The 17,067-nt window shown below is 58.7% G+C and carries 15 protein-coding genes, 1 pseudogene and 1 riboswitch; of the genes and pseudogenes, 6 read left to right on the top strand and 10 right to left on the bottom strand.

What is annotated here, in order from left to right:
* Positions 1–64: 64 nt before the first annotated feature.
* Together rpoC and AFK63_RS16925 are read left to right on the top strand one after the other, a co-directional pair.
* Positions 65–4,288 carry a DNA-directed RNA polymerase subunit beta' gene (rpoC, locus tag AFK63_RS16930; RefSeq protein WP_038865704.1) on the top strand — a complete coding sequence of 1,408 codons (4,224 nt, stop codon included), beginning with the start codon at positions 65–67 and terminating at the stop codon, positions 4,286–4,288.
* A 141-nt stretch (positions 4,289–4,429) separates the two neighbouring features.
* A complete protein-coding gene (locus AFK63_RS16925; RefSeq protein ID WP_038865702.1) occupies positions 4,430–5,512 on the top strand; it encodes an alpha/beta hydrolase family protein in 1,083 nt (360 codons plus the stop codon).
* Positions 5,513–5,519: 7 nt separating this feature from the next.
* On the opposite strand, the pseudogene AFK63_RS21755 reads toward AFK63_RS16925, so the two are convergent.
* The 10 genes and pseudogenes from AFK63_RS21755 to AFK63_RS16880 all read right to left on the bottom strand — a co-directional run.
* Positions 5,520–5,975 (bottom strand): annotated as a pseudogene (locus AFK63_RS21755) (helix-turn-helix domain-containing protein); the annotation flags it as partial.
* Between the two features lie 651 nt (positions 5,976–6,626).
* Complete coding sequence (locus AFK63_RS16920) at positions 6,627–6,944, bottom strand: PTS lactose/cellobiose transporter subunit IIA (RefSeq protein WP_038865700.1); 318 nt, start codon at positions 6,942–6,944, stop codon at positions 6,627–6,629.
* Entirely contained in the window at positions 6,945–7,253 is a 309-nt protein-coding gene (locus AFK63_RS16915) for a PTS sugar transporter subunit IIB (protein ID WP_038865699.1), read from the bottom strand.
* 313 nt (positions 7,254–7,566) lie between these two features.
* Positions 7,567–8,700: a 2-iminoacetate synthase ThiH gene (gene thiH, locus AFK63_RS16910; RefSeq protein ID WP_038865697.1), complete on the bottom strand. Its 1,134-nt coding sequence runs from the start codon at positions 8,698–8,700 to the stop codon at positions 7,567–7,569.
* Positions 8,697–9,467: a thiazole synthase gene (gene thiG, locus AFK63_RS16905; RefSeq protein ID WP_038865693.1), complete on the bottom strand. Its 771-nt coding sequence runs from the start codon at positions 9,465–9,467 to the stop codon at positions 8,697–8,699. The genes thiH and thiG overlap by 4 nt, the downstream gene beginning before the upstream one ends.
* Before the next feature lies 1 nt (position 9,468).
* Positions 9,469–9,669, bottom strand: a complete 201-nt coding sequence (gene thiS, locus AFK63_RS16900; RefSeq protein WP_038865691.1) for a sulfur carrier protein ThiS — start codon at positions 9,667–9,669, stop codon at positions 9,469–9,471.
* Complete coding sequence (locus AFK63_RS16895; RefSeq protein WP_038865689.1) at positions 9,659–10,408, bottom strand: HesA/MoeB/ThiF family protein; 750 nt, start codon at positions 10,406–10,408, stop codon at positions 9,659–9,661. Before AFK63_RS16895 ends, thiS begins: the two co-directional genes overlap by 11 nt.
* Entirely contained in the window at positions 10,401–11,036 is a 636-nt protein-coding gene (thiE, locus tag AFK63_RS16890; RefSeq protein WP_038865687.1) for a thiamine phosphate synthase, read from the bottom strand. The genes AFK63_RS16895 and thiE overlap by 8 nt, the downstream gene beginning before the upstream one ends.
* Complete coding sequence (gene thiC / locus AFK63_RS16885; protein WP_038865685.1) at positions 11,033–12,934, bottom strand: phosphomethylpyrimidine synthase ThiC; 1,902 nt, start codon at positions 12,932–12,934, stop codon at positions 11,033–11,035. The genes thiE and thiC overlap by 4 nt, the downstream gene beginning before the upstream one ends.
* A gap of 120 nt (positions 12,935–13,054) precedes the next feature.
* A riboswitch (TPP riboswitch) is annotated at positions 13,055–13,164 on the bottom strand.
* A 52-nt stretch (positions 13,165–13,216) separates the two neighbouring features.
* Complete coding sequence (locus AFK63_RS16880; protein ID WP_038865682.1) at positions 13,217–13,720, bottom strand: Rsd/AlgQ family anti-sigma factor; 504 nt, start codon at positions 13,718–13,720, stop codon at positions 13,217–13,219.
* Positions 13,721–13,822: 102 nt separating this feature from the next.
* On the opposite strand from AFK63_RS16880, the gene nudC reads away from it, so the two are divergent.
* From nudC to AFK63_RS16860, 4 genes are read left to right on the top strand one after another with little or no spacing between them, the layout of a single operon-like run.
* Positions 13,823–14,596, top strand: a complete 774-nt coding sequence (nudC, locus tag AFK63_RS16875; RefSeq protein WP_038865680.1) for an NAD(+) diphosphatase — start codon at positions 13,823–13,825, stop codon at positions 14,594–14,596.
* A 40-nt stretch (positions 14,597–14,636) separates the two neighbouring features.
* Positions 14,637–15,701: a uroporphyrinogen decarboxylase gene (hemE, locus tag AFK63_RS16870; protein WP_038865678.1), complete on the top strand. Its 1,065-nt coding sequence runs from the start codon at positions 14,637–14,639 to the stop codon at positions 15,699–15,701.
* A 9-nt stretch (positions 15,702–15,710) separates the two neighbouring features.
* Positions 15,711–16,382 (top strand): deoxyribonuclease V, encoded by a 672-nt coding sequence (gene nfi, locus AFK63_RS16865; protein WP_038865675.1) that lies wholly within the window; start codon positions 15,711–15,713, stop codon positions 16,380–16,382.
* 43 nt (positions 16,383–16,425) lie between these two features.
* A complete protein-coding gene (locus tag AFK63_RS16860; RefSeq protein ID WP_038865672.1) occupies positions 16,426–17,016 on the top strand; it encodes a YjaG family protein in 591 nt (196 codons plus the stop codon).
* Positions 17,017–17,067: the final 51 nt, after the last annotated feature.

Raw genomic sequence — 17,067 nt, 5'->3', positions numbered from 1 at the left:
CAGGTCACTGGCGTCGGGGTAACACCCGGCGCCGGAATGTGCTAACTCCGACGGGAGCCAATCCGTGAAAGACTTATTAAAGTTTCTGAAAGCGCAAACTAAAACCGAAGAGTTTGATGCGATCAAAATTGCTCTGGCCTCGCCAGACATGATCCGTTCCTGGTCTTTCGGTGAAGTTAAAAAGCCGGAAACCATTAACTACCGTACCTTCAAGCCGGAGCGCGACGGTCTGTTCTGCGCGCGTATCTTTGGGCCGGTAAAAGACTACGAGTGCCTGTGCGGTAAGTACAAGCGCCTGAAACACCGCGGTGTGATTTGTGAGAAGTGCGGCGTTGAAGTGACCCAGACTAAAGTGCGTCGTGAGCGCATGGGCCACATTGAACTGGCTTCCCCGACCGCGCACATCTGGTTCCTGAAATCTCTGCCGTCCCGTATCGGTCTGCTGCTGGATATGCCGCTGCGCGATATCGAACGTGTTCTGTATTTCGAATCTTATGTTGTTATCGAGGGCGGCATGACCAACCTCGAGCGCAGCCAGATCCTGACTGAAGAGCAGTACCTGGACGCGCTGGAAGAGTTCGGTGATGAATTCGACGCGAAAATGGGCGCCGAAGCTATTCAGGCCCTGCTGAAGAGCATGGATCTGGAAGCGGAGTGCGAGCAGTTGCGCGAAGAGCTGAACGAAACCAACTCCGAAACCAAGCGTAAGAAGCTGACCAAGCGTATCAAGCTGCTGGAAGCGTTCGTACAGTCTGGCAACAAGCCAGAGTGGATGATCCTGACCGTGCTGCCGGTACTGCCGCCGGATCTGCGTCCGCTGGTTCCGCTGGATGGTGGTCGTTTCGCTACCTCGGATCTGAACGATCTGTATCGTCGCGTGATCAACCGTAACAACCGTCTGAAACGTCTGCTGGATCTGGCGGCGCCGGACATCATCGTACGCAACGAAAAACGTATGCTGCAGGAAGCGGTAGACGCCCTGCTGGATAACGGCCGTCGCGGTCGTGCGATCACCGGTTCTAACAAGCGTCCGCTGAAATCTTTGGCCGATATGATCAAAGGTAAGCAGGGTCGTTTCCGTCAGAACCTGCTCGGTAAACGCGTGGACTACTCCGGTCGTTCCGTAATTACCGTAGGCCCGTACCTGCGTCTGCACCAGTGCGGCCTGCCGAAGAAAATGGCGCTGGAACTGTTTAAACCGTTCATCTACGGCAAGCTGGAACTGCGTGGCCTCGCGACCACCATCAAAGCCGCCAAGAAAATGGTTGAGCGTGAAGAAGCGGTCGTTTGGGATATCCTGGACGAAGTTATCCGTGAGCACCCGGTACTGCTGAACCGTGCGCCGACCCTGCACCGTCTGGGTATTCAGGCGTTCGAACCGGTACTGATCGAAGGTAAAGCTATTCAGCTGCACCCGCTGGTATGTGCGGCATACAACGCCGACTTCGATGGTGACCAGATGGCTGTTCACGTACCGCTGACGCTGGAAGCCCAGCTTGAAGCGCGTGCGCTGATGATGTCTACCAACAACATCCTGTCTCCGGCGAACGGCGAGCCAATCATCGTTCCGTCTCAGGACGTTGTACTGGGTCTGTACTACATGACCCGCGACAAGATTAACGCCAAAGGCGAAGGCATGGTGCTGACTGGCCCGAAAGAAGCGGAACGTCTGTACCGCTCTGGCCAGGCTGAACTGCATGCTCGCGTAAAAGTTCGTATCACTGAATACGAAAAAGACGCGAACGGCGAGTTCGTTTCCAAAACCAGCCTGATCGACACCACGGTTGGCCGTGCCATCCTGTGGATGATCGTACCGAAAGGTCTGCCGTTCTCTATCGTGAACCAGCCGCTCGGTAAGAAAGCGATCTCCAAAATGCTGAACACCTGTTACCGCATTCTGGGTCTGAAGCCGACCGTTATCTTCGCTGACCAGACCATGTATACCGGTTTTGCATATGCAGCGCGTTCTGGTGCGTCCGTTGGTATCGACGATATGGTTATCCCGGCGAAAAAAGCCGAGATCATCGCCGAAGCCGAAGCGGAAGTGGCCGAAATCCAGGAGCAATTCCAGTCTGGTCTGGTTACCGCTGGTGAACGTTATAACAAAGTCATCGATATCTGGGCCGCGGCGAACGATCGCGTATCCAAAGCGATGATGGACAACCTGCAGACCGAAACCGTTATCAACCGTAACGGCGAAGAAGAGCAGCAGGTTTCCTTTAACAGCATCTACATGATGGCCGACTCCGGTGCGCGTGGTTCTGCGGCACAGATTCGTCAGCTGGCAGGTATGCGTGGTCTGATGGCGAAGCCGGATGGCTCCATCATCGAAACCCCGATCACCGCGAACTTCCGTGAAGGTCTGAACGTACTCCAGTACTTCATCTCAACCCACGGTGCTCGTAAAGGTCTGGCGGATACCGCACTGAAAACGGCGAACTCCGGTTACCTGACCCGTCGTCTGGTTGACGTGGCGCAGGATCTGGTTGTCACCGAAGACGATTGTGGCACGCTGGAAGGCATCACCATGACGCCGGTTATCGAGGGTGGCGATGTTAAAGAACCGCTGCGCGATCGCGTTCTGGGCCGTGTAACGGCGGAAGATGTGCTGAAGCCTGGCACCGCGGATATCCTGGTGGCGCGCAACACGCTCCTCAACGAGCAGTGGTGTGACATCCTGGAAGCCAACTCGGTTGACAGCGTTAAAGTTCGCTCCGTAGTAACCTGTGACACTGACTTCGGCGTTTGTGCGCACTGCTATGGTCGAGATCTCGCACGTGGTCACATCATCAACAAAGGTGAGGCCATCGGCGTTATCGCAGCACAGTCCATCGGTGAGCCGGGTACTCAGCTGACGATGCGTACGTTCCACATCGGTGGTGCGGCATCTCGTGCGGCTGCTGAATCCAGCATCCAGGTGAAAAACAAAGGTAGCATCCGTCTGAGCAACGCCAAGTCGGTTGTGAACTCCAGCGGTAAGCTGGTTGTTACTTCGCGTAACACTGAGCTGAAACTGATCGACGAATTCGGCCGAACCAAAGAAAGCTATAAAGTGCCTTACGGTGCTGTTATGGCGAAAGGTGACGGCGAACAGGTCGCAGGCGGCGAAACCGTCGCGAACTGGGATCCGCATACCATGCCGGTTATCACCGAAGTGGCGGGTTACATTCGTTTCACCGACATGATCGACGGCCAGACCATTACTCGTCAGACTGACGAGCTGACCGGTCTGTCTTCGCTGGTGGTTCTGGATTCTTCAGAACGTACCGCGGGCGGTAAAGATCTGCGTCCGGCGCTGAAAATCGTTGATGCTAACGGCAACGACGTTCTGATCCCAGGCACCGACATGCCGGCTCAGTACTTCCTGCCGGGTAAAGCGATTGTTCAGCTGGAAGATGGCGTTCAGATCAGCTCTGGTGACACCCTGGCGCGTATTCCGCAGGAATCTGGCGGTACCAAGGATATCACCGGTGGTCTGCCGCGCGTTGCAGACCTGTTCGAAGCACGTCGTCCGAAAGAGCCGGCAATCCTTGCTGAAGTGGCGGGTATCGTCTCCTTCGGTAAAGAGACCAAAGGCAAGCGTCGTCTGGTAATCACCCCGGTTGATGGCGGTGATGCATACGAAGAGATGATCCCGAAATGGCGTCAGCTCAACGTGTTCGAAGGCGAACGTGTGGAGCGTGGTGACGTTATCTCCGATGGCCCGGAAGCGCCGCATGACATTCTGCGTCTGCGTGGCGTTCAGGCAGTGACCCGTTACATCGTTAACGAAGTGCAGGACGTTTACCGTCTGCAGGGCGTTAAGATTAACGATAAGCACATCGAAGTTATCGTTCGTCAGATGCTGCGTAAAGCCACCATCATGAACGCGGGCAGCTCCGAGTTCCTCGAAGGTGAGCAGGTTGAATACTCTCGCGTCAAGATTGCTAACCGCGATCTGGAAGCGAACGGCAAAGTTAGCGCGACTTACATGCGCGACTTGCTGGGTATCACCAAAGCGTCTCTGGCGACCGAGTCCTTCATCTCCGCGGCATCGTTCCAGGAGACCACTCGCGTGCTTACCGAAGCAGCCGTTGCGGGTAAACGCGACGAACTGCGCGGTCTGAAAGAGAACGTTATCGTCGGTCGACTGATCCCGGCCGGTACCGGTTACGCGTACCACCAGGATCGTATGCGCCGTCGCGCTGCGGGTGAACTCCCGGCAGCCCCGCAGGTGACTGCGGAAGATGCGTCTGCAAGCCTGGCAGAACTGCTGAACGCAGGTCTGGGTGGCAACGACAACGAGTAATCGTTCTTCGCCTGATTAAAAACCCGCTTCGGCGGGTTTTTTCATGTCTGGAAGAGACCAAAACGACCTCGATCGCGTTTCAGGACGCCCACTCTCCGCCCCGATGTTACAAATCCGCCACTGTAAACGGAGGGCATTCCCATGTATCGACTCATCACCTTTATCACTTTTGCATTGTTTAGCGCTGCCGCATCGGCGGGGATCGGTTTTCATCAGTTCACACTCAATGAACCAGCCACTCGTTCGCTGGACGTTGCGGTCTGGTATCCGACGTTTGATAACCGCGCTCTGGAGACGGTGGGCGAGAACGTTGTCTTTTCGGGGGTTAAGGTCCAGCGTGATGCGGCACCCGCGCCGGGCGCGCACCCGCTGCTATTGCTCTCGCATGGCTTTGGCGGCAACTGGCGCAACCTGGACTGGCTCGCGCAACATATGGCGGAGCAGGGGTATATTGTTGCGGCAATGGATCACCCGGGCACCACGACCCGTAATAAACAGCCCGCGCAGGCGCAGGCGCTTGGGGAGCGTCCGCACGACGTGACGCGCGTGCTGGAGGCGCTTATCGGCAACCCGAAAACAGCCGGAAAAATAGATGAACAGCGCATCGCCGCCGCAGGGCATTCCTTAGGCGGGTGGACGGTCATGGCGCTGGCAGGTGCGAGGTTTTCTGCGCCGCGTTTTGTGGCCGACTGTGAAAATCACCCGCAGCTTGGCGGCTGTAAGGTGGCACGTACGCTTGGCATCGGCTTACCCGGGACGGAAAACCAGCTGGTAAAAAGCGTGCGTGATACACGAATAAAAGCCGTGGTGTCGCTGGATTTGGGCCTGGCGCGCGGCTTTACGGCGGAAAGCCTGTCGCAGGTTGCCATCCCGGTGCTGGTGATGAGTGCGGGCGTTGACAGCGATGACGTACCCGCTGCGCTGGAGTCGGGCTATCTGGCCCACGGGCTGCCTGCCTCGCTCACTCGTACGGTGAGCGTACCGGGTGCAACCCATTTCAGTTTTATGCAGCGGTGCAAACCAGGCGCGGCAGCCATTATCGAAGCGGAAGAGCCGGGCGAAGGGATCGTGTGCCGCGATGGCGCAGGCTTCAGTCGGGCGGCGATCCACCAGCAACTGGCGGCACAGATAAGCGAGTTTCTGAGTCAGACGCTGCATTATTCGCCGCCGCGCGCCGATACGCCACAGGGCTCATCCCCACAAGTCGCGCAAACTCACGATTGAAATTTGATTTGGTATTAAAGCCTGACTCAAGCATCACGGTGGTAACGGGCAGGTCAGTCTCGCGTAACAGCTGTTGCGCGTGAGCAATGCGAAAGCTGTTAATCCACTGTGAGACATTACAGCCGCGCGTTGCGTTGACCGCCCGGGAAATATGGCGCGCGGGCGTGCCGGTTTTTCTCGCCAGCAGATCCAGCGTGAGGTCAGGGTTGAGGTGCAGCGCCTGTGTTCGTAAGGTTTTTTCCAGTTGCACGCAGCGTTCTGTCTCTTCTTCAGCTTCACTTTCGTGATGGTTCGTGGGCGGCACCGGCACGGCGACAGGCACAGGCACCGCCGGTTTTTTAGCGGGCAGCAGAATAGCGAGCCCCAGGAACGGTAATAATATCGCCTGCGAGGCGGCCACCAGCAGCGGTGCCTGGCGCCCGTGAAAAAAGCCAAAATCAACGGCGATGGCGATATCGGTCATCCCGCAAAAACAGAGAAACGCACCGGCGATAAACGCGAGTTTCGCCGCTGTCGGCGCATCGCTCAGACGACTCAGTAAAAAGGCATCCGAGCCCTGACGGGCGGTACGCAGCAGGGCAGCGCCATAGCCGAGGTAGAGCGCCACCAGCATCACATCTGTGGCGACGGGCAACGTAAGATTAATCATCAGCGCGGCAAGCGGCGGCGCAAGCATAAACGCGTTGCGACGAGATGGCTGAGATGACGTCAATTCGCTAAAGCAACGCCAGGCCAGCGGCGGCAGCGCGATGGCCATCAGGGATTGCAACTGACGCAGCAAAGGCAGATCGAACGACCAGCGCAACGCGGAAAGAAATACCAGCAGCGCGCAGCCTGCGAGAAAACCAATCACCCGACGATAGCGGCTGGCGTCAACCAGAGAAACTTTCGCCAGTAGCATCACCAGCACAGCAAGCGTAAAAAATGGAACGGGAACGGAAGGCATGCGTAACCTGCATCATCGGTAAGGCGCATTAAGGGCGCTTAAGAATACCGTTGTGCCATAAAGTGAGCGCAAAAGACACCGCCTGCTTTAGCGGCTTGCAAACCGGGCTGGGCTGTAGAGATAAAAATGCCCGGCGAAACCGGGCAAGGGCGATGGGGTGACTGCACGTTATTTTATCAGCGGCAGGCGGCGATAAAGTTCAATCAGATCGCCTGCCAGATCCTGAATCACCATCGCGTTCATCAGATGATCCTGGGAGTGCACGGTAATCAGGTTTACCGGCAGCTTACCGCTGCCTTCGTCAAGCCCGATAAGCTCCGTCTGGATTTTATGCGCATGCTTAACAAACTCATGGGATTCTTCCATCGCTTTTTCGGCGGCCTCGAAGTCGCCTTTGCGGGCCAGTTGAAGAGCCGTCAGCGCCTGGCTGCGCGCGCTACCGGCATTCACCAGCAGCTCCATGATAATTGACTCTAAATCTTCCATTTATTGCTCCAGCATTTTCAGGGCTTTATCCAGCACCACATCGCCTTTCATCATGCCGTAATCCATCATGTCGATAACGGCGACTTTTTTACCCAGCGGATCGGCGATTTCCTGGAACTTCGGCTGCTCGTATTTGACCTGCGGGCCAAGCAGAACGATGTCGGCGGTGCCGATAATATCTTTAAACTCCGCGACCGGAACGGCCTTGATCTCCACCTCGACGCCTTTTTTCTGGGCGGCGTCTTTCATCCGTTGAACCAGCATGCTGGTGGACATACCTGCGGCACAGCATAAAACGATATTTTTCATAATCCGCTCTCTGTGACTGTTGTTTAGTTGATATTTATCCCCCACCTCCTGTCCCAACAACCGCTTTGATGTGATTGTGTGTTACCCATCACAAAGAAAGGCGCAAAAACGGAAACCGGTTACCAAAGCCGTTTCCTTTTGCCATTTGGTACAGGGAAAGAGGCGGGGCGGCAGAGAGAGAGCATCAGGAGCCGCCCCGGCCGGTCATCCCCGACCGGCGGACGCAGAGTAAAACGGCGGCAGTTTTCACTCAAACGGCAAACGCGCACTTTGCGTGACATGCCGAAAGATATCGCGCAGTTTGCGTTTGGTTTCAGGGATTTTGCGCATGTCTTCCCAGAAAACCGTCCCAGTCTTTCCAGACGGGCTGCAGACCGCGCTGCGTCAAACTCGTCGCCACCTCTTCCGGGCGTCGCCCGTCATGTGGCGTGAACTGTTCAAGCTCGGCGTGGCCGTCAGCATAGCCGCCAGGCTGCGTGCGCGAGAACGCGCTCACGGTGTTTATGGCAATCGGGATGACGTTATCGCGAAAATGTGGCGATTCACGGGTGGAAAGCGACAGTTCCGCCTCCGGCGCCAGCAGCCGAAACGCGCAAATAAGCTGCACCAGCTGCCGTTCGTCCATAAGTGACGCAGGCTGAATGCCGCCCGCGCAGGGCCGCAGGCGCGGAAACGATACCGAGTAGCGGCTCTGCCAGTAGCGCTGTTGCAGCCAGAGCAGGTGCTCCGCCACCATATAGTTATCGGTGCGCCAGCAGTCGGAGAGCCCCGTCAGCGCGCCAAGGCCAATGCGATCGATACCGGCGCGCCCGAGCCGGTCCGGCGTCTCCAGTCGCCAGAAGAAATCCTGTTTATTGCCACGCAGATGATGCCTTGCATAGACCGCCTCGTGGTATGTCTCCTGGTAGACCAGCACGCCGTCAAGCCCGAGTGATTTCAGCTCGGCATACTCCGCCTCTGACAGCGGCTGCACTTCCATTTGCAGCGAGGCGAACTGGCGGCGAATGGCCGGAAAGTGGCGGCGAAAATAGTCCATTCCCACTTTCGTTTGGTGTTCTCCTGTGACCAGCAACAGATGTTCAAATCCCATCGCTTTAATAGCCGCGCACTCGCGCGCGATCTCTTCTTCATCGAGCGTCTTGCGCTTAATGCGGTTGCTCATTGAAAAGCCGCAATAAGTGCACTCATTGGCGCAGAGATTAGAGAGATAGAGCGGGAGATAAAAGCTCACGGTGTTGCCAAAGCGCTGGCGGGTGAGCTGTTGCGCGCGCTGTGCCAGCGGTTCGAGATATTCCAGCGCGGCGGGGGAGAGCAACGCCATCATATCGTCCCTGTCGGGGCGCGTGGCAGCGAGGGCGCGCTCCACATCGCGCCCGGTTTTGCTGTGAATGCGCAGCCGGATGTCATCCCAGTGGAGCGTGCGCCAGCGTTCGGTAAATGTCTTCATGCCTGCGCCTCCAGAAAGCCGGTCAACGGGCTGGTGGCCTGCGCCTGCGTGGTGCGCGCGCCGAGCCCGGCTTCATATCCTGTACGTCCCGCCCCGACCGCCTGACGGAACGCCCGCGCCATGGCTACCGGATCGCGCGCCACCGCGATCGCCGTGTTAACCAGCACCGCGTCGGCGCCCATCTCCAGCGCCTCGGCGGCGTGGCTTGGCGCGCCGATGCCCGCATCCACCACGACCGGCACCGTCGCCTGCGCGATGATAATTTCGAGCAGCGCGCGCGTCTGGAGACCCTGATTGGAGCCGATTGGCGCGCCCAGCGGCATTACCGCCGCGCAGCCCGCCTCCTCAAGCCGCTTGCAGAGCACCGGATCGGCGCCGCAGTAGGGCAGTACGACAAATCCCTGCGCCACCAGCTTCTCCGCCGCCCGCAGCGTCTCTATCGGGTCCGGCAGTAGCCAGCGGGCGTCAGGATGGATCTCCAGTTTGACCCAGCGTGTGCCCAGCGCTTCGCGGGCGAGCTGCGCGGCGAAAATCGCTTCTTCGGCGGTTTTGGCGCCGGAGGTATTGGGCAGCAGCGTCACGCCCGCTGCCTGTAACGGCGCCAACAGGGCATCATCACGACGCGTCAGATCCACGCGCTTCATGGCGAGCGTCGCCAGTTCGCTGCCGCTTTCGCGCAGCGCCGCCAGCATGAGCGCGGGCGAGGCGAATTTACCGGTGCCGGTAAACAGGCGCGATTGAAAGGTTTTATCCGCAATACGTAACATCTCAGCCTCCTGCGATAACCTGAAACAATGTCAGGCTGTCGCCTTCCTGCAATGCATAATCGGGCCACTGACTGCGCGGCAGAATGGTCTGGTTGATGGCGAGCGCCGTACCGGGCCTGTCGAGTTTTAGCTGTTCCAGCAGTTGCGCTGCGCTAAGCCCCTCGACGCACTGCATCGCCTCATCGTTCAGTTCAATGCGCATGCTTGCCTCCGCACACCGGACAGTCTGCGGCGCGCTGTAGTGTCAGGGTACGCCAGTGGCTGGCGCGCGCGTCGAAGAGGCGCAACTCGCCGCGGTCTGGCGTCACGTCGCACAGCAGCTTGATGGCTTCCAGCGCCTGCAGCGTGCCCATCAGCCCGACCACCGGCCCGAGCACGCCCGCGGTGCGGCAGTTTCGCTCCGGTTCGCTGTCATCAGGCCACAGGCATCGGTAGCAACCGTATTCGAAAGGCGGCGCGAATGTGGCGATTTGCCCGCCCATACCGACCGCGCTGGCGGTGATAAGCGGCGTACCGTGCGCCACACAGGCCGCGTTAATGGCCTGCCGCGTCGACATGTTGTCGCTGCAGTCGAGCACCAGATCGGCCTTGGAAACCGCCGCATGCAGCGCGTCGCCCTCAAGTCGCTGGTTCAGTGCCACGGTCTCGATTGCCGGGTTAAGCGCCTTCAGGCGTCGTAGCGCGGCAAGTGATTTCGGCTGTTCGATATCCCCGACGCCAAACAGGATCTGGCGCTGAAGATTGCTAAGGTGCACCGCGTCGTCATCCGCGAGCCAGAGCGTGCCGACGCCCGCGCCTGCGAGATAAAGCGCGGCTGGCGAGCCCAGCCCACCGAGACCGACGATCAGCACGCGGCTTTCCAGCAGCTTTTGCTGGCCGTCAATCGCGATATCTTCCAGCAGCAGCTGGCGGCTGTAGCGCATAAAATCCGCGTCATTCATCGCCCACCCCCGCGAGTTCGAGCAACTGTTGCGTCGCGGCGCGCCAGTCCGCCGCCTGCGTAATGGCGCTTACCACCGCGATGCTGCCGACGCCGGTTTCCAGTACCCCAGGGGCGCGCGCAAGACTGATGCCGCCGATGGCCACGGTCGGGTAGTCACCGAGCCGTTTCACATGCGCGGCCAGCTGCGCCAGCCCCTGCGGGGCAGAAGGCATCTGTTTGGTCTGGGTGGGAAAAACGTGGCCGAGCGCGATATAAGACGGGTGCGCCGCCAGCGCCACGTCGATTTCCATATCGTCGTGAGTAGAAACGCCAAGCCGCAGTCCGGCGGCGCGGATGGCGTTGAGATCGGCGGTTTCCAGATCTTCCTGGCCAAGATGGACGCCGTACGCCTGATGTTTAATGGCCAGTCGCCAGTAATCGTTAATAAACAGCCGCGCGTGATAGCGTTCCCCCAGCGCAATGGCGGCCCGGACATCCGCTTCGACGTCGGCATCGGTTTTATCCTTGATACGCAGCTGTAGCGTGCGCACGCCCGCCTCCAGCAGACGCGCTATCCACTCAACGCTGTCTACCACCGGGTAAAGCCCCAGGCGGCGCGGTACGGGGGCGAAAAGCGGCGCCATCATTCCACCTCCTCCTGACGCAGATAGATGTCGCCGCCGCGGGCGCGAAAGCTGCTGGACATATCCGCCATACCGGCGTCGATGGCCTGTTTCGCGGCGTAATCGCGCACCTCCTGGGTGATTTTCATCGAACAGAATTTCGGACCGCACATGGAGCAGAAGTGCGCCACTTTGCCGGATTCCTGCGGCAGTGTTTCGTCGTGGTAGGCGCGGGCGGTGAACGGATCGAGCGCCAGATTGAACTGATCTTCCCAGCGGAATTCGAAGCGTGCTTTGGACATCGCGTTGTCGCGGATCTGCGCGCCCGGATGCCCTTTGGCAAGATCGGCGGCGTGGGCGGCGATTTTGTAGGTGATAAGCCCCTGCTTCACATCCTCTTTATTGGGCAGACCAAGATGCTCTTTGGGCGTCACATAACAGAGCATGGCGCAGCCGAACCAGCCAATCATCGCCGCGCCAATGCCAGACGTGAAGTGATCGTAGCCCGGCGCGATGTCGGTGGTGAGCGGCCCGAGCGTGTAAAAGGGCGCTTCATGGCAGTGCTCCAGCTCTTCGGTCATGTTGCGGCGGATCATCTGCATCGGTACGTGGCCTGGGCCTTCAATCATCACCTGTACGTCATATTCCCAGGCGATTTTCGTCAGCTCGCCAAGCGTGCGCAGTTCCGCGAACTGCGCCTCGTCGTTGGCGTCCTGGATGGAGCCTGGGCGCAAACCGTCGCCGAGCGAGAGCGAGACATCATATGCGGCGCAGATTTCGCAGATTTCACGGAAATGTTCATAGAGGAAGTTCTCTTTATGATGCGAAAGGCACCATTTAGCCATGATAGAGCCGCCGCGCGAGACGATGCCCGTCAGGCGTTTTGCGGTCATCGGCACGTAGCGCAGCAGCACGCCTGCGTGGATGGTGAAGTAATCCACGCCCTGTTCGGCCTGCTCCAGCAGCGTGTCGCGAAACATCTCCCAGCTGAGATCTTCGGCGATCCCATTGGCCTTCTCCAGCGCCTGGTAGATCGGCACCGTGCCGATCGGCACCGGGCTGTTGCGCAGGATCCATTCGCGGGTTTCGTGAATATAGCGTCCGGTAGAGAGGTCCATGACCGTATCGGCGCCCCAGCGGGTGGCCCAGACCAGCTTTTCCACTTCTTCTTCAATCGATGACGTCACCGCCGAGTTGCCGATATTGGCGTTCACCTTCACCAGAAAGTTGCGCCCAATGATCATCGGCTCCGATTCGGGGTGGTTGATATTGGCGGGGATAATGGCGCGCCCGGCGGCCACTTCATCACGCACAAATTCCGGCGTGATGTTGTCTGGCAGACGCGCGCCGAAGCCTTCGCCCGGATGCTGCTGACGTAGCACCGCGCCGCGAATGCGCTCGCGCCCCATGTTTTCGCGAATGGCGATGAACTCCATTTCCGGCGTCACGATGCCCTGACGGGCGTAGTGCAGCTGCGTCACGCGCTTCCCGGCCTGCGCGCGCTTCGGTGTCAGCAGGCCGCGAAAGCGCAGGTCGTCGAGCCCGTCGTCGGCGAGACGCTCGCGGGTGTAGGCGGAGCTGCGCGCGTTCAGGGTTTCCGTGTCGTTACGTGCGTCTATCCAGCGGCTGCGCAGCTTTTCCAGCCCTTCGCGCACGTCGATGCGCACGGCCGGATCGCCATACGGGCCGGAGGTGTCATAAACCGGCACCGGCTCGTTGGGTTCAATGCGCGGGTTTTCTTTCGTGCCGCCCGCAAGCGTCGGGCTCAGGCGGATTTCGCGCATCGGCACGCGAATATCGTCGCGTGAGCCAGTGAGGTAGATACGGTGGGAATTGGGAAAGGCGGTGCCTTCCAGCGTGTCGATAAAGTGTTGTGCGGCGGCGCGCTGTTCGCGGCGGCCAGGTTTGTTTGATACAGACATAGCGCATTCCAGTTAACGGTCAGGAAGTGGCTTGTCAGAACAACGGAGGAGTAATGGCGATGCGCCCGCGCCGCGTTTACCGATCTTCAGGAGCGGCAGACGGCTCCCTGAGCGGGGCATAATGGAATTACTCTTGTTCCCTTCGCAGGTATTAACCTGATCAGGTTCCGCGGATCCCGAATTAACGGTCTCAGCCCGTGCTTGCGCACTGGGCACTCCGACAAGATAAACCCCGCAACAGGTGCGGGGACGTGATTAAACTACTCGCGAATCATTGCAAACTCAAGCCGGACGGGCAAGACCGGCTTCATCATTGGCGCTTTCGCTCAGGTTGTTGTCAAAGGCCAGCAGGATGAGCTGGTCTTCCAGCGCGAAGCGGGCGGCGAGCGCCTCGCCGATGCCGGAAAGCGCCTCCTGGAACTCCAGGCAATTATCGTGATCGATAGCGCTTTCCAGATGGGTGTCGTAGAAATCCATGAGGTGCTGGGTGTTGGCCTCCAGCTGCGGGTAGATCTGCGTGGCGGCGACCAGCGGGCTGGTGCCTTCCATTTCGCTGATGACACGTTCGTAGATATTGAAGTGACCGGCGGAGAGATAATCCACCAGACAGTGACAAAAATCGTCCAGCGCCTTTTCATCCAGCGCGGTGAGCGGCTCCTTGCCGGGCTTGATGCCGACCATTTTGTAATAGGTGACTAACAGATGGTTGCGGGCGCCAAGCCAACGATCAACTAACTCATTACTCCCACCAACGCGTTCCGTCAGACTTTTTAGCTGGTTTAGCATGATCGACTCCATGAGATATAAGATGTAAAAACGCAAATGACCCAAAATATGTAAAAACAATGTTAATAACGTGCCAGTGAAGCAGAGGTAGCGCAATCAATTATGGAACGTACATTAGAAAATTTAGACCATGGCTGGTGGATAGTCAGCCATGAACAGAAATTATGGCTGCCAAAAGCAGAATTACCTTACGGTCGGGCCGCGGATTTTGGTCTTACGGGCGAAAAGGCGCTGCAAATCGGCACCTGGGAAGACGCGCCGGTATGGCTGGTGCTTCAGAAGCGCGATGACGAGATGGCCTCGGTGCGCCAGCTTATCGATCAGGACGCCGGGCTGTTTCAACTGGCGGGGCGCGGTGTGCAACTCGCCGAGTTTTACCGCTCGCATAAATATTGCGGCTACTGCGGTCATGAGATGCACCCGAGTAAAACCGAATGGGCGATGCTTTGCGGACACTGCCGCGAGCGCTACTACCCCCAGATCGCGCCGTGCATCATCGTGGCGATTCGCCGTGAAGATAAGATTCTGCTGGCGCAGCACACCCGTCACCGCAATGGCGTCTATACCGTGCTGGCCGGGTTTGTCGAAGTGGGCGAAACGCTTGAGCAGGCGGTGGCGCGCGAGGTGATGGAAGAGAGCAGTATCCGTGTAAAAAACCTGCGCTACGTGACGTCCCAGCCCTGGCCGTTCCCGCAATCGCTGATGACCGCCTTTACTGCGGACTACGACAGCGGCGAAATCAAAATCGATCCTAAAGAACTCATCGACGCAGGCTGGTATCGCTACGACCAGTTGCCGTTGTTGCCAGCGCCGGGCACCGTCGCGCGCCGCCTGATAGAAGATACCGTGGCGCGCTGCCGGGCAGACTACGAATGACGTGGTACAATGGCGCCCTGTCGCTTGAGGAATAAGAAAAATGACCGAACTGAAAAACGATCGTTACCTGCGCGCCCTGCAACGCCAGCCTGTCGACGTCACCCCGGTGTGGATGATGCGTCAGGCGGGACGTTATCTGCCGGAATATAAGGCCACCCGCGCGCAGGCGGGCGATTTTATGTCGCTTTGCAAAAACGCCGAGCTGGCGTGCGAAGTGACGCTACAGCCGCTGCGCCGCTATCCGCTTGATGCTGCGATCCTCTTTTCGGACATTCTGACGATCCCGGATGCGATGGGGCTGGGGCTCTATTTTGAAGCGGGCGAAGGCCCACGCTTTGCCTCGCCGATCACAGGCAAAGCGGATGTCGAAAAGCTGCTGGTGCCGGACCCGGAACAGGAGCTCGGCTATGTGATGAATGCGGTACGCACCATTCGCCGCGAACTGAAAGGCGAAGTGCCGCTGATTGGCTTCTCCGGCAGCCCCTGGACGCTCGCTACCTACATGGTGGAAGGCGGTAGCAGCAAAGCGTTTACCGTTATCAAGAAGATGATGTACGCCGAGCCGCAAACCCTGCATTTGCTGCTCGATAAGCTCGCGAAAAGCGTCACGCTCTACCTGAACGCCCAAATCCGCGCGGGCGCGCAGTCGGTGATGATTTTCGATACCTGGGGCGGTGTGCTGACCGGGCGCGACTATCAGCAGTTCTCACTTTACTACATGCATAAAATCGTCGACGGGCTGCTGCGGGAAAACGAAGGCCGCCGCGTGCCGGTGACGCTGTTTACCAAAGGCGGCGGTCAGTGGCTGGAGGCGATTGCAGACACCGGCTGCGACGCGCTGGGACTGGACTGGACGACCGATATCGCTGATGCGCGCCGTCGCGTCGGGCATAAGGTCGCGCTGCAGGGCAACATGGATCCTTCCATGCTTTACGCGGCGCCCGCCCGCATCGAAGAGGAAGTGGCGTCTATACTTGCTGGTTTCGGCAAGGGTGAAGGTCATGTGTTCAACCTGGGACATGGCATTCATCAGGATGTGCCTCCGGAACATGCGGGGGCCTTCGTCGAGGCGGTTCACCGCTTATCGGCGCCTTATCACCTGTAAGGAGAAACTATGGATCTCGCGACGCTTCGCGCACAACAAATCGAACTGGCATCCAATGTGGTCCGTGAGGACCGGTTAAATGTTGATCCGCCGACGTTTATCGGCGGGGCGGATGTCGGGTTTGAGCAGGGCGGCGAAGTGACGCGGGCGGCGATGGTGCTGTTGAAATACCCCTCGCTGGAGCTGGTGGAGTATCAGGTGGCGCGTATCCCAACCACGATGCCTTATATTCCCGGCTTTCTGTCGTTTCGCGAATACCCGGCGCTGCTTGCCGCCTGGGAGATGCTCTCCAGAAAGCCGGATTTATTGTTTGTCGATGGCCACGGGATTTCGCATCCGCGCCGTCTCGGCGTCGCCAGCCACTTCGGCATGCTGGTGGATGTGCCGACGATAGGCGTTGCGAAAAAGCGGCTCTGCGGCAAATTTGAACCGCTCTCCGACGAGCCGGGCGCGGTCGCGCCGCTGATGGACAAAGGCGAGCAGCTGGCGTGGGTGTGGCGCAGCAAAGCGCGCTGCAATCCGCTGTTTGTCTCGACGGGGCATCGCGTCAGCATCGATACGGCGCTTGGCTGGGTGCAGCGCTGTACCAAAGGCTACCGGCTGCCGGAGCCGACGCGCTGGGCAGACGCCGTCGCATCGGGCCGCCCCGCCTTTCTACGATGGCAGGAAATTCAGGGGTGATTCAGGTACACTGCCGCTAATTTTCGGTTTGTGAGACGCCACTATGTTACAAAACCCTATTCACCTGCGGCTGGAAAAGCTCGAAGCCTGGCAGCACGAGACCTTTATGGCCTCGCTGTGCGAGCGGATGTACCCGAATTACGCCATGTTCTGCCAGCAGACCGGCTTCGGCGATGCGCAGCTCTACCGCCGTATTCTCGATCTGGTCTGGGAAACGCTGACGGTTAAAGACGCTAAAGTCAATTTCGACAACCAGCTCGAAAAGCTTGAAGAGGCGATTCCGGCGGCAGAGGATTATGACCTGTACGGCGTCTATCCGGCCATTGACGCCTGCGTGGCATTGAGCGAACTGATCCACTCGCGCCTGAGTGGCGAGACGCTGGAGCACGCGATTGAAGTCAGCGAGACATCTATCACGACCGTGGCCATGCTGGAGATGACGCAGGCGGGCCGCGAAATGACTGATGAAGAGCTGAAAGCGAACCCGGCCGTCGAGCAGGAATGGGACATCCAGTGGGAAATTTTCCGTTTGCTGGCCGCCTGCGAAGAACGCGATATTGAGCTGATAAAAGGCTTACGCGCAGACCTGCGCGAGGATGGAACCAGTAATATCGGTATAAATTTGCAGCAATGAGACAATAAAACGTGATTTACAGCCTGTTTTGTCTCACCTGAAGGCTTCCAA

Origin of the sequence: Cronobacter muytjensii ATCC 51329, from assembly GCF_001277195.1 — a bacterium.
GTDB classification, from domain to species: Bacteria; Pseudomonadota; Gammaproteobacteria; order Enterobacterales; family Enterobacteriaceae; genus Cronobacter; species Cronobacter muytjensii.
The sequence above is the reverse complement of the archived record's forward strand: the minus strand, read 5'-3'. Positions and strand labels throughout refer to the sequence as shown.

What these genes read in the sequence shown, in the direction of transcription:
- AFK63_RS16925 (WP_038865702.1), top strand. Translation starts at nt 4,430, where the DNA reads ATGTATCGACTCATCACCTTTATCACTTTTGCATTGTTTAGCGCTGCC.
- AFK63_RS16920 (WP_038865700.1), bottom strand. Translation starts at nt 6,944, where the DNA reads ATGGAAGATTTAGAGTCAATTATCATGGAGCTGCTGGTGAATGCCGGT.
- AFK63_RS16915 (WP_038865699.1), bottom strand. Translation starts at nt 7,253, where the DNA reads ATGAAAAATATCGTTTTATGCTGTGCCGCAGGTATGTCCACCAGCATG.
- thiH (WP_038865697.1), bottom strand. Translation starts at nt 8,700, where the DNA reads ATGAAGACATTTACCGAACGCTGGCGCACGCTCCACTGGGATGACATC.
- thiG (WP_038865693.1), bottom strand. Translation starts at nt 9,467, where the DNA reads ATGTTACGTATTGCGGATAAAACCTTTCAATCGCGCCTGTTTACCGGC.
- thiS (WP_038865691.1), bottom strand. Translation starts at nt 9,669, where the DNA reads ATGCGCATTGAACTGAACGATGAGGCGATGCAGTGCGTCGAGGGGCTT.
- AFK63_RS16895 (WP_038865689.1), bottom strand. Translation starts at nt 10,408, where the DNA reads ATGAATGACGCGGATTTTATGCGCTACAGCCGCCAGCTGCTGCTGGAA.
- thiE (WP_038865687.1), bottom strand. Translation starts at nt 11,036, where the DNA reads ATGATGGCGCCGCTTTTCGCCCCCGTACCGCGCCGCCTGGGGCTTTAC.
- thiC (WP_038865685.1), bottom strand. Translation starts at nt 12,934, where the DNA reads ATGTCTGTATCAAACAAACCTGGCCGCCGCGAACAGCGCGCCGCCGCA.
- AFK63_RS16880 (WP_038865682.1), bottom strand. Translation starts at nt 13,720, where the DNA reads ATGCTAAACCAGCTAAAAAGTCTGACGGAACGCGTTGGTGGGAGTAAT.
- nudC (WP_038865680.1), top strand. Translation starts at nt 13,823, where the DNA reads ATGGAACGTACATTAGAAAATTTAGACCATGGCTGGTGGATAGTCAGC.
- hemE (WP_038865678.1), top strand. Translation starts at nt 14,637, where the DNA reads ATGACCGAACTGAAAAACGATCGTTACCTGCGCGCCCTGCAACGCCAG.
- nfi (WP_038865675.1), top strand. Translation starts at nt 15,711, where the DNA reads ATGGATCTCGCGACGCTTCGCGCACAACAAATCGAACTGGCATCCAAT.
- AFK63_RS16860 (WP_038865672.1), top strand. Translation starts at nt 16,426, where the DNA reads ATGTTACAAAACCCTATTCACCTGCGGCTGGAAAAGCTCGAAGCCTGG.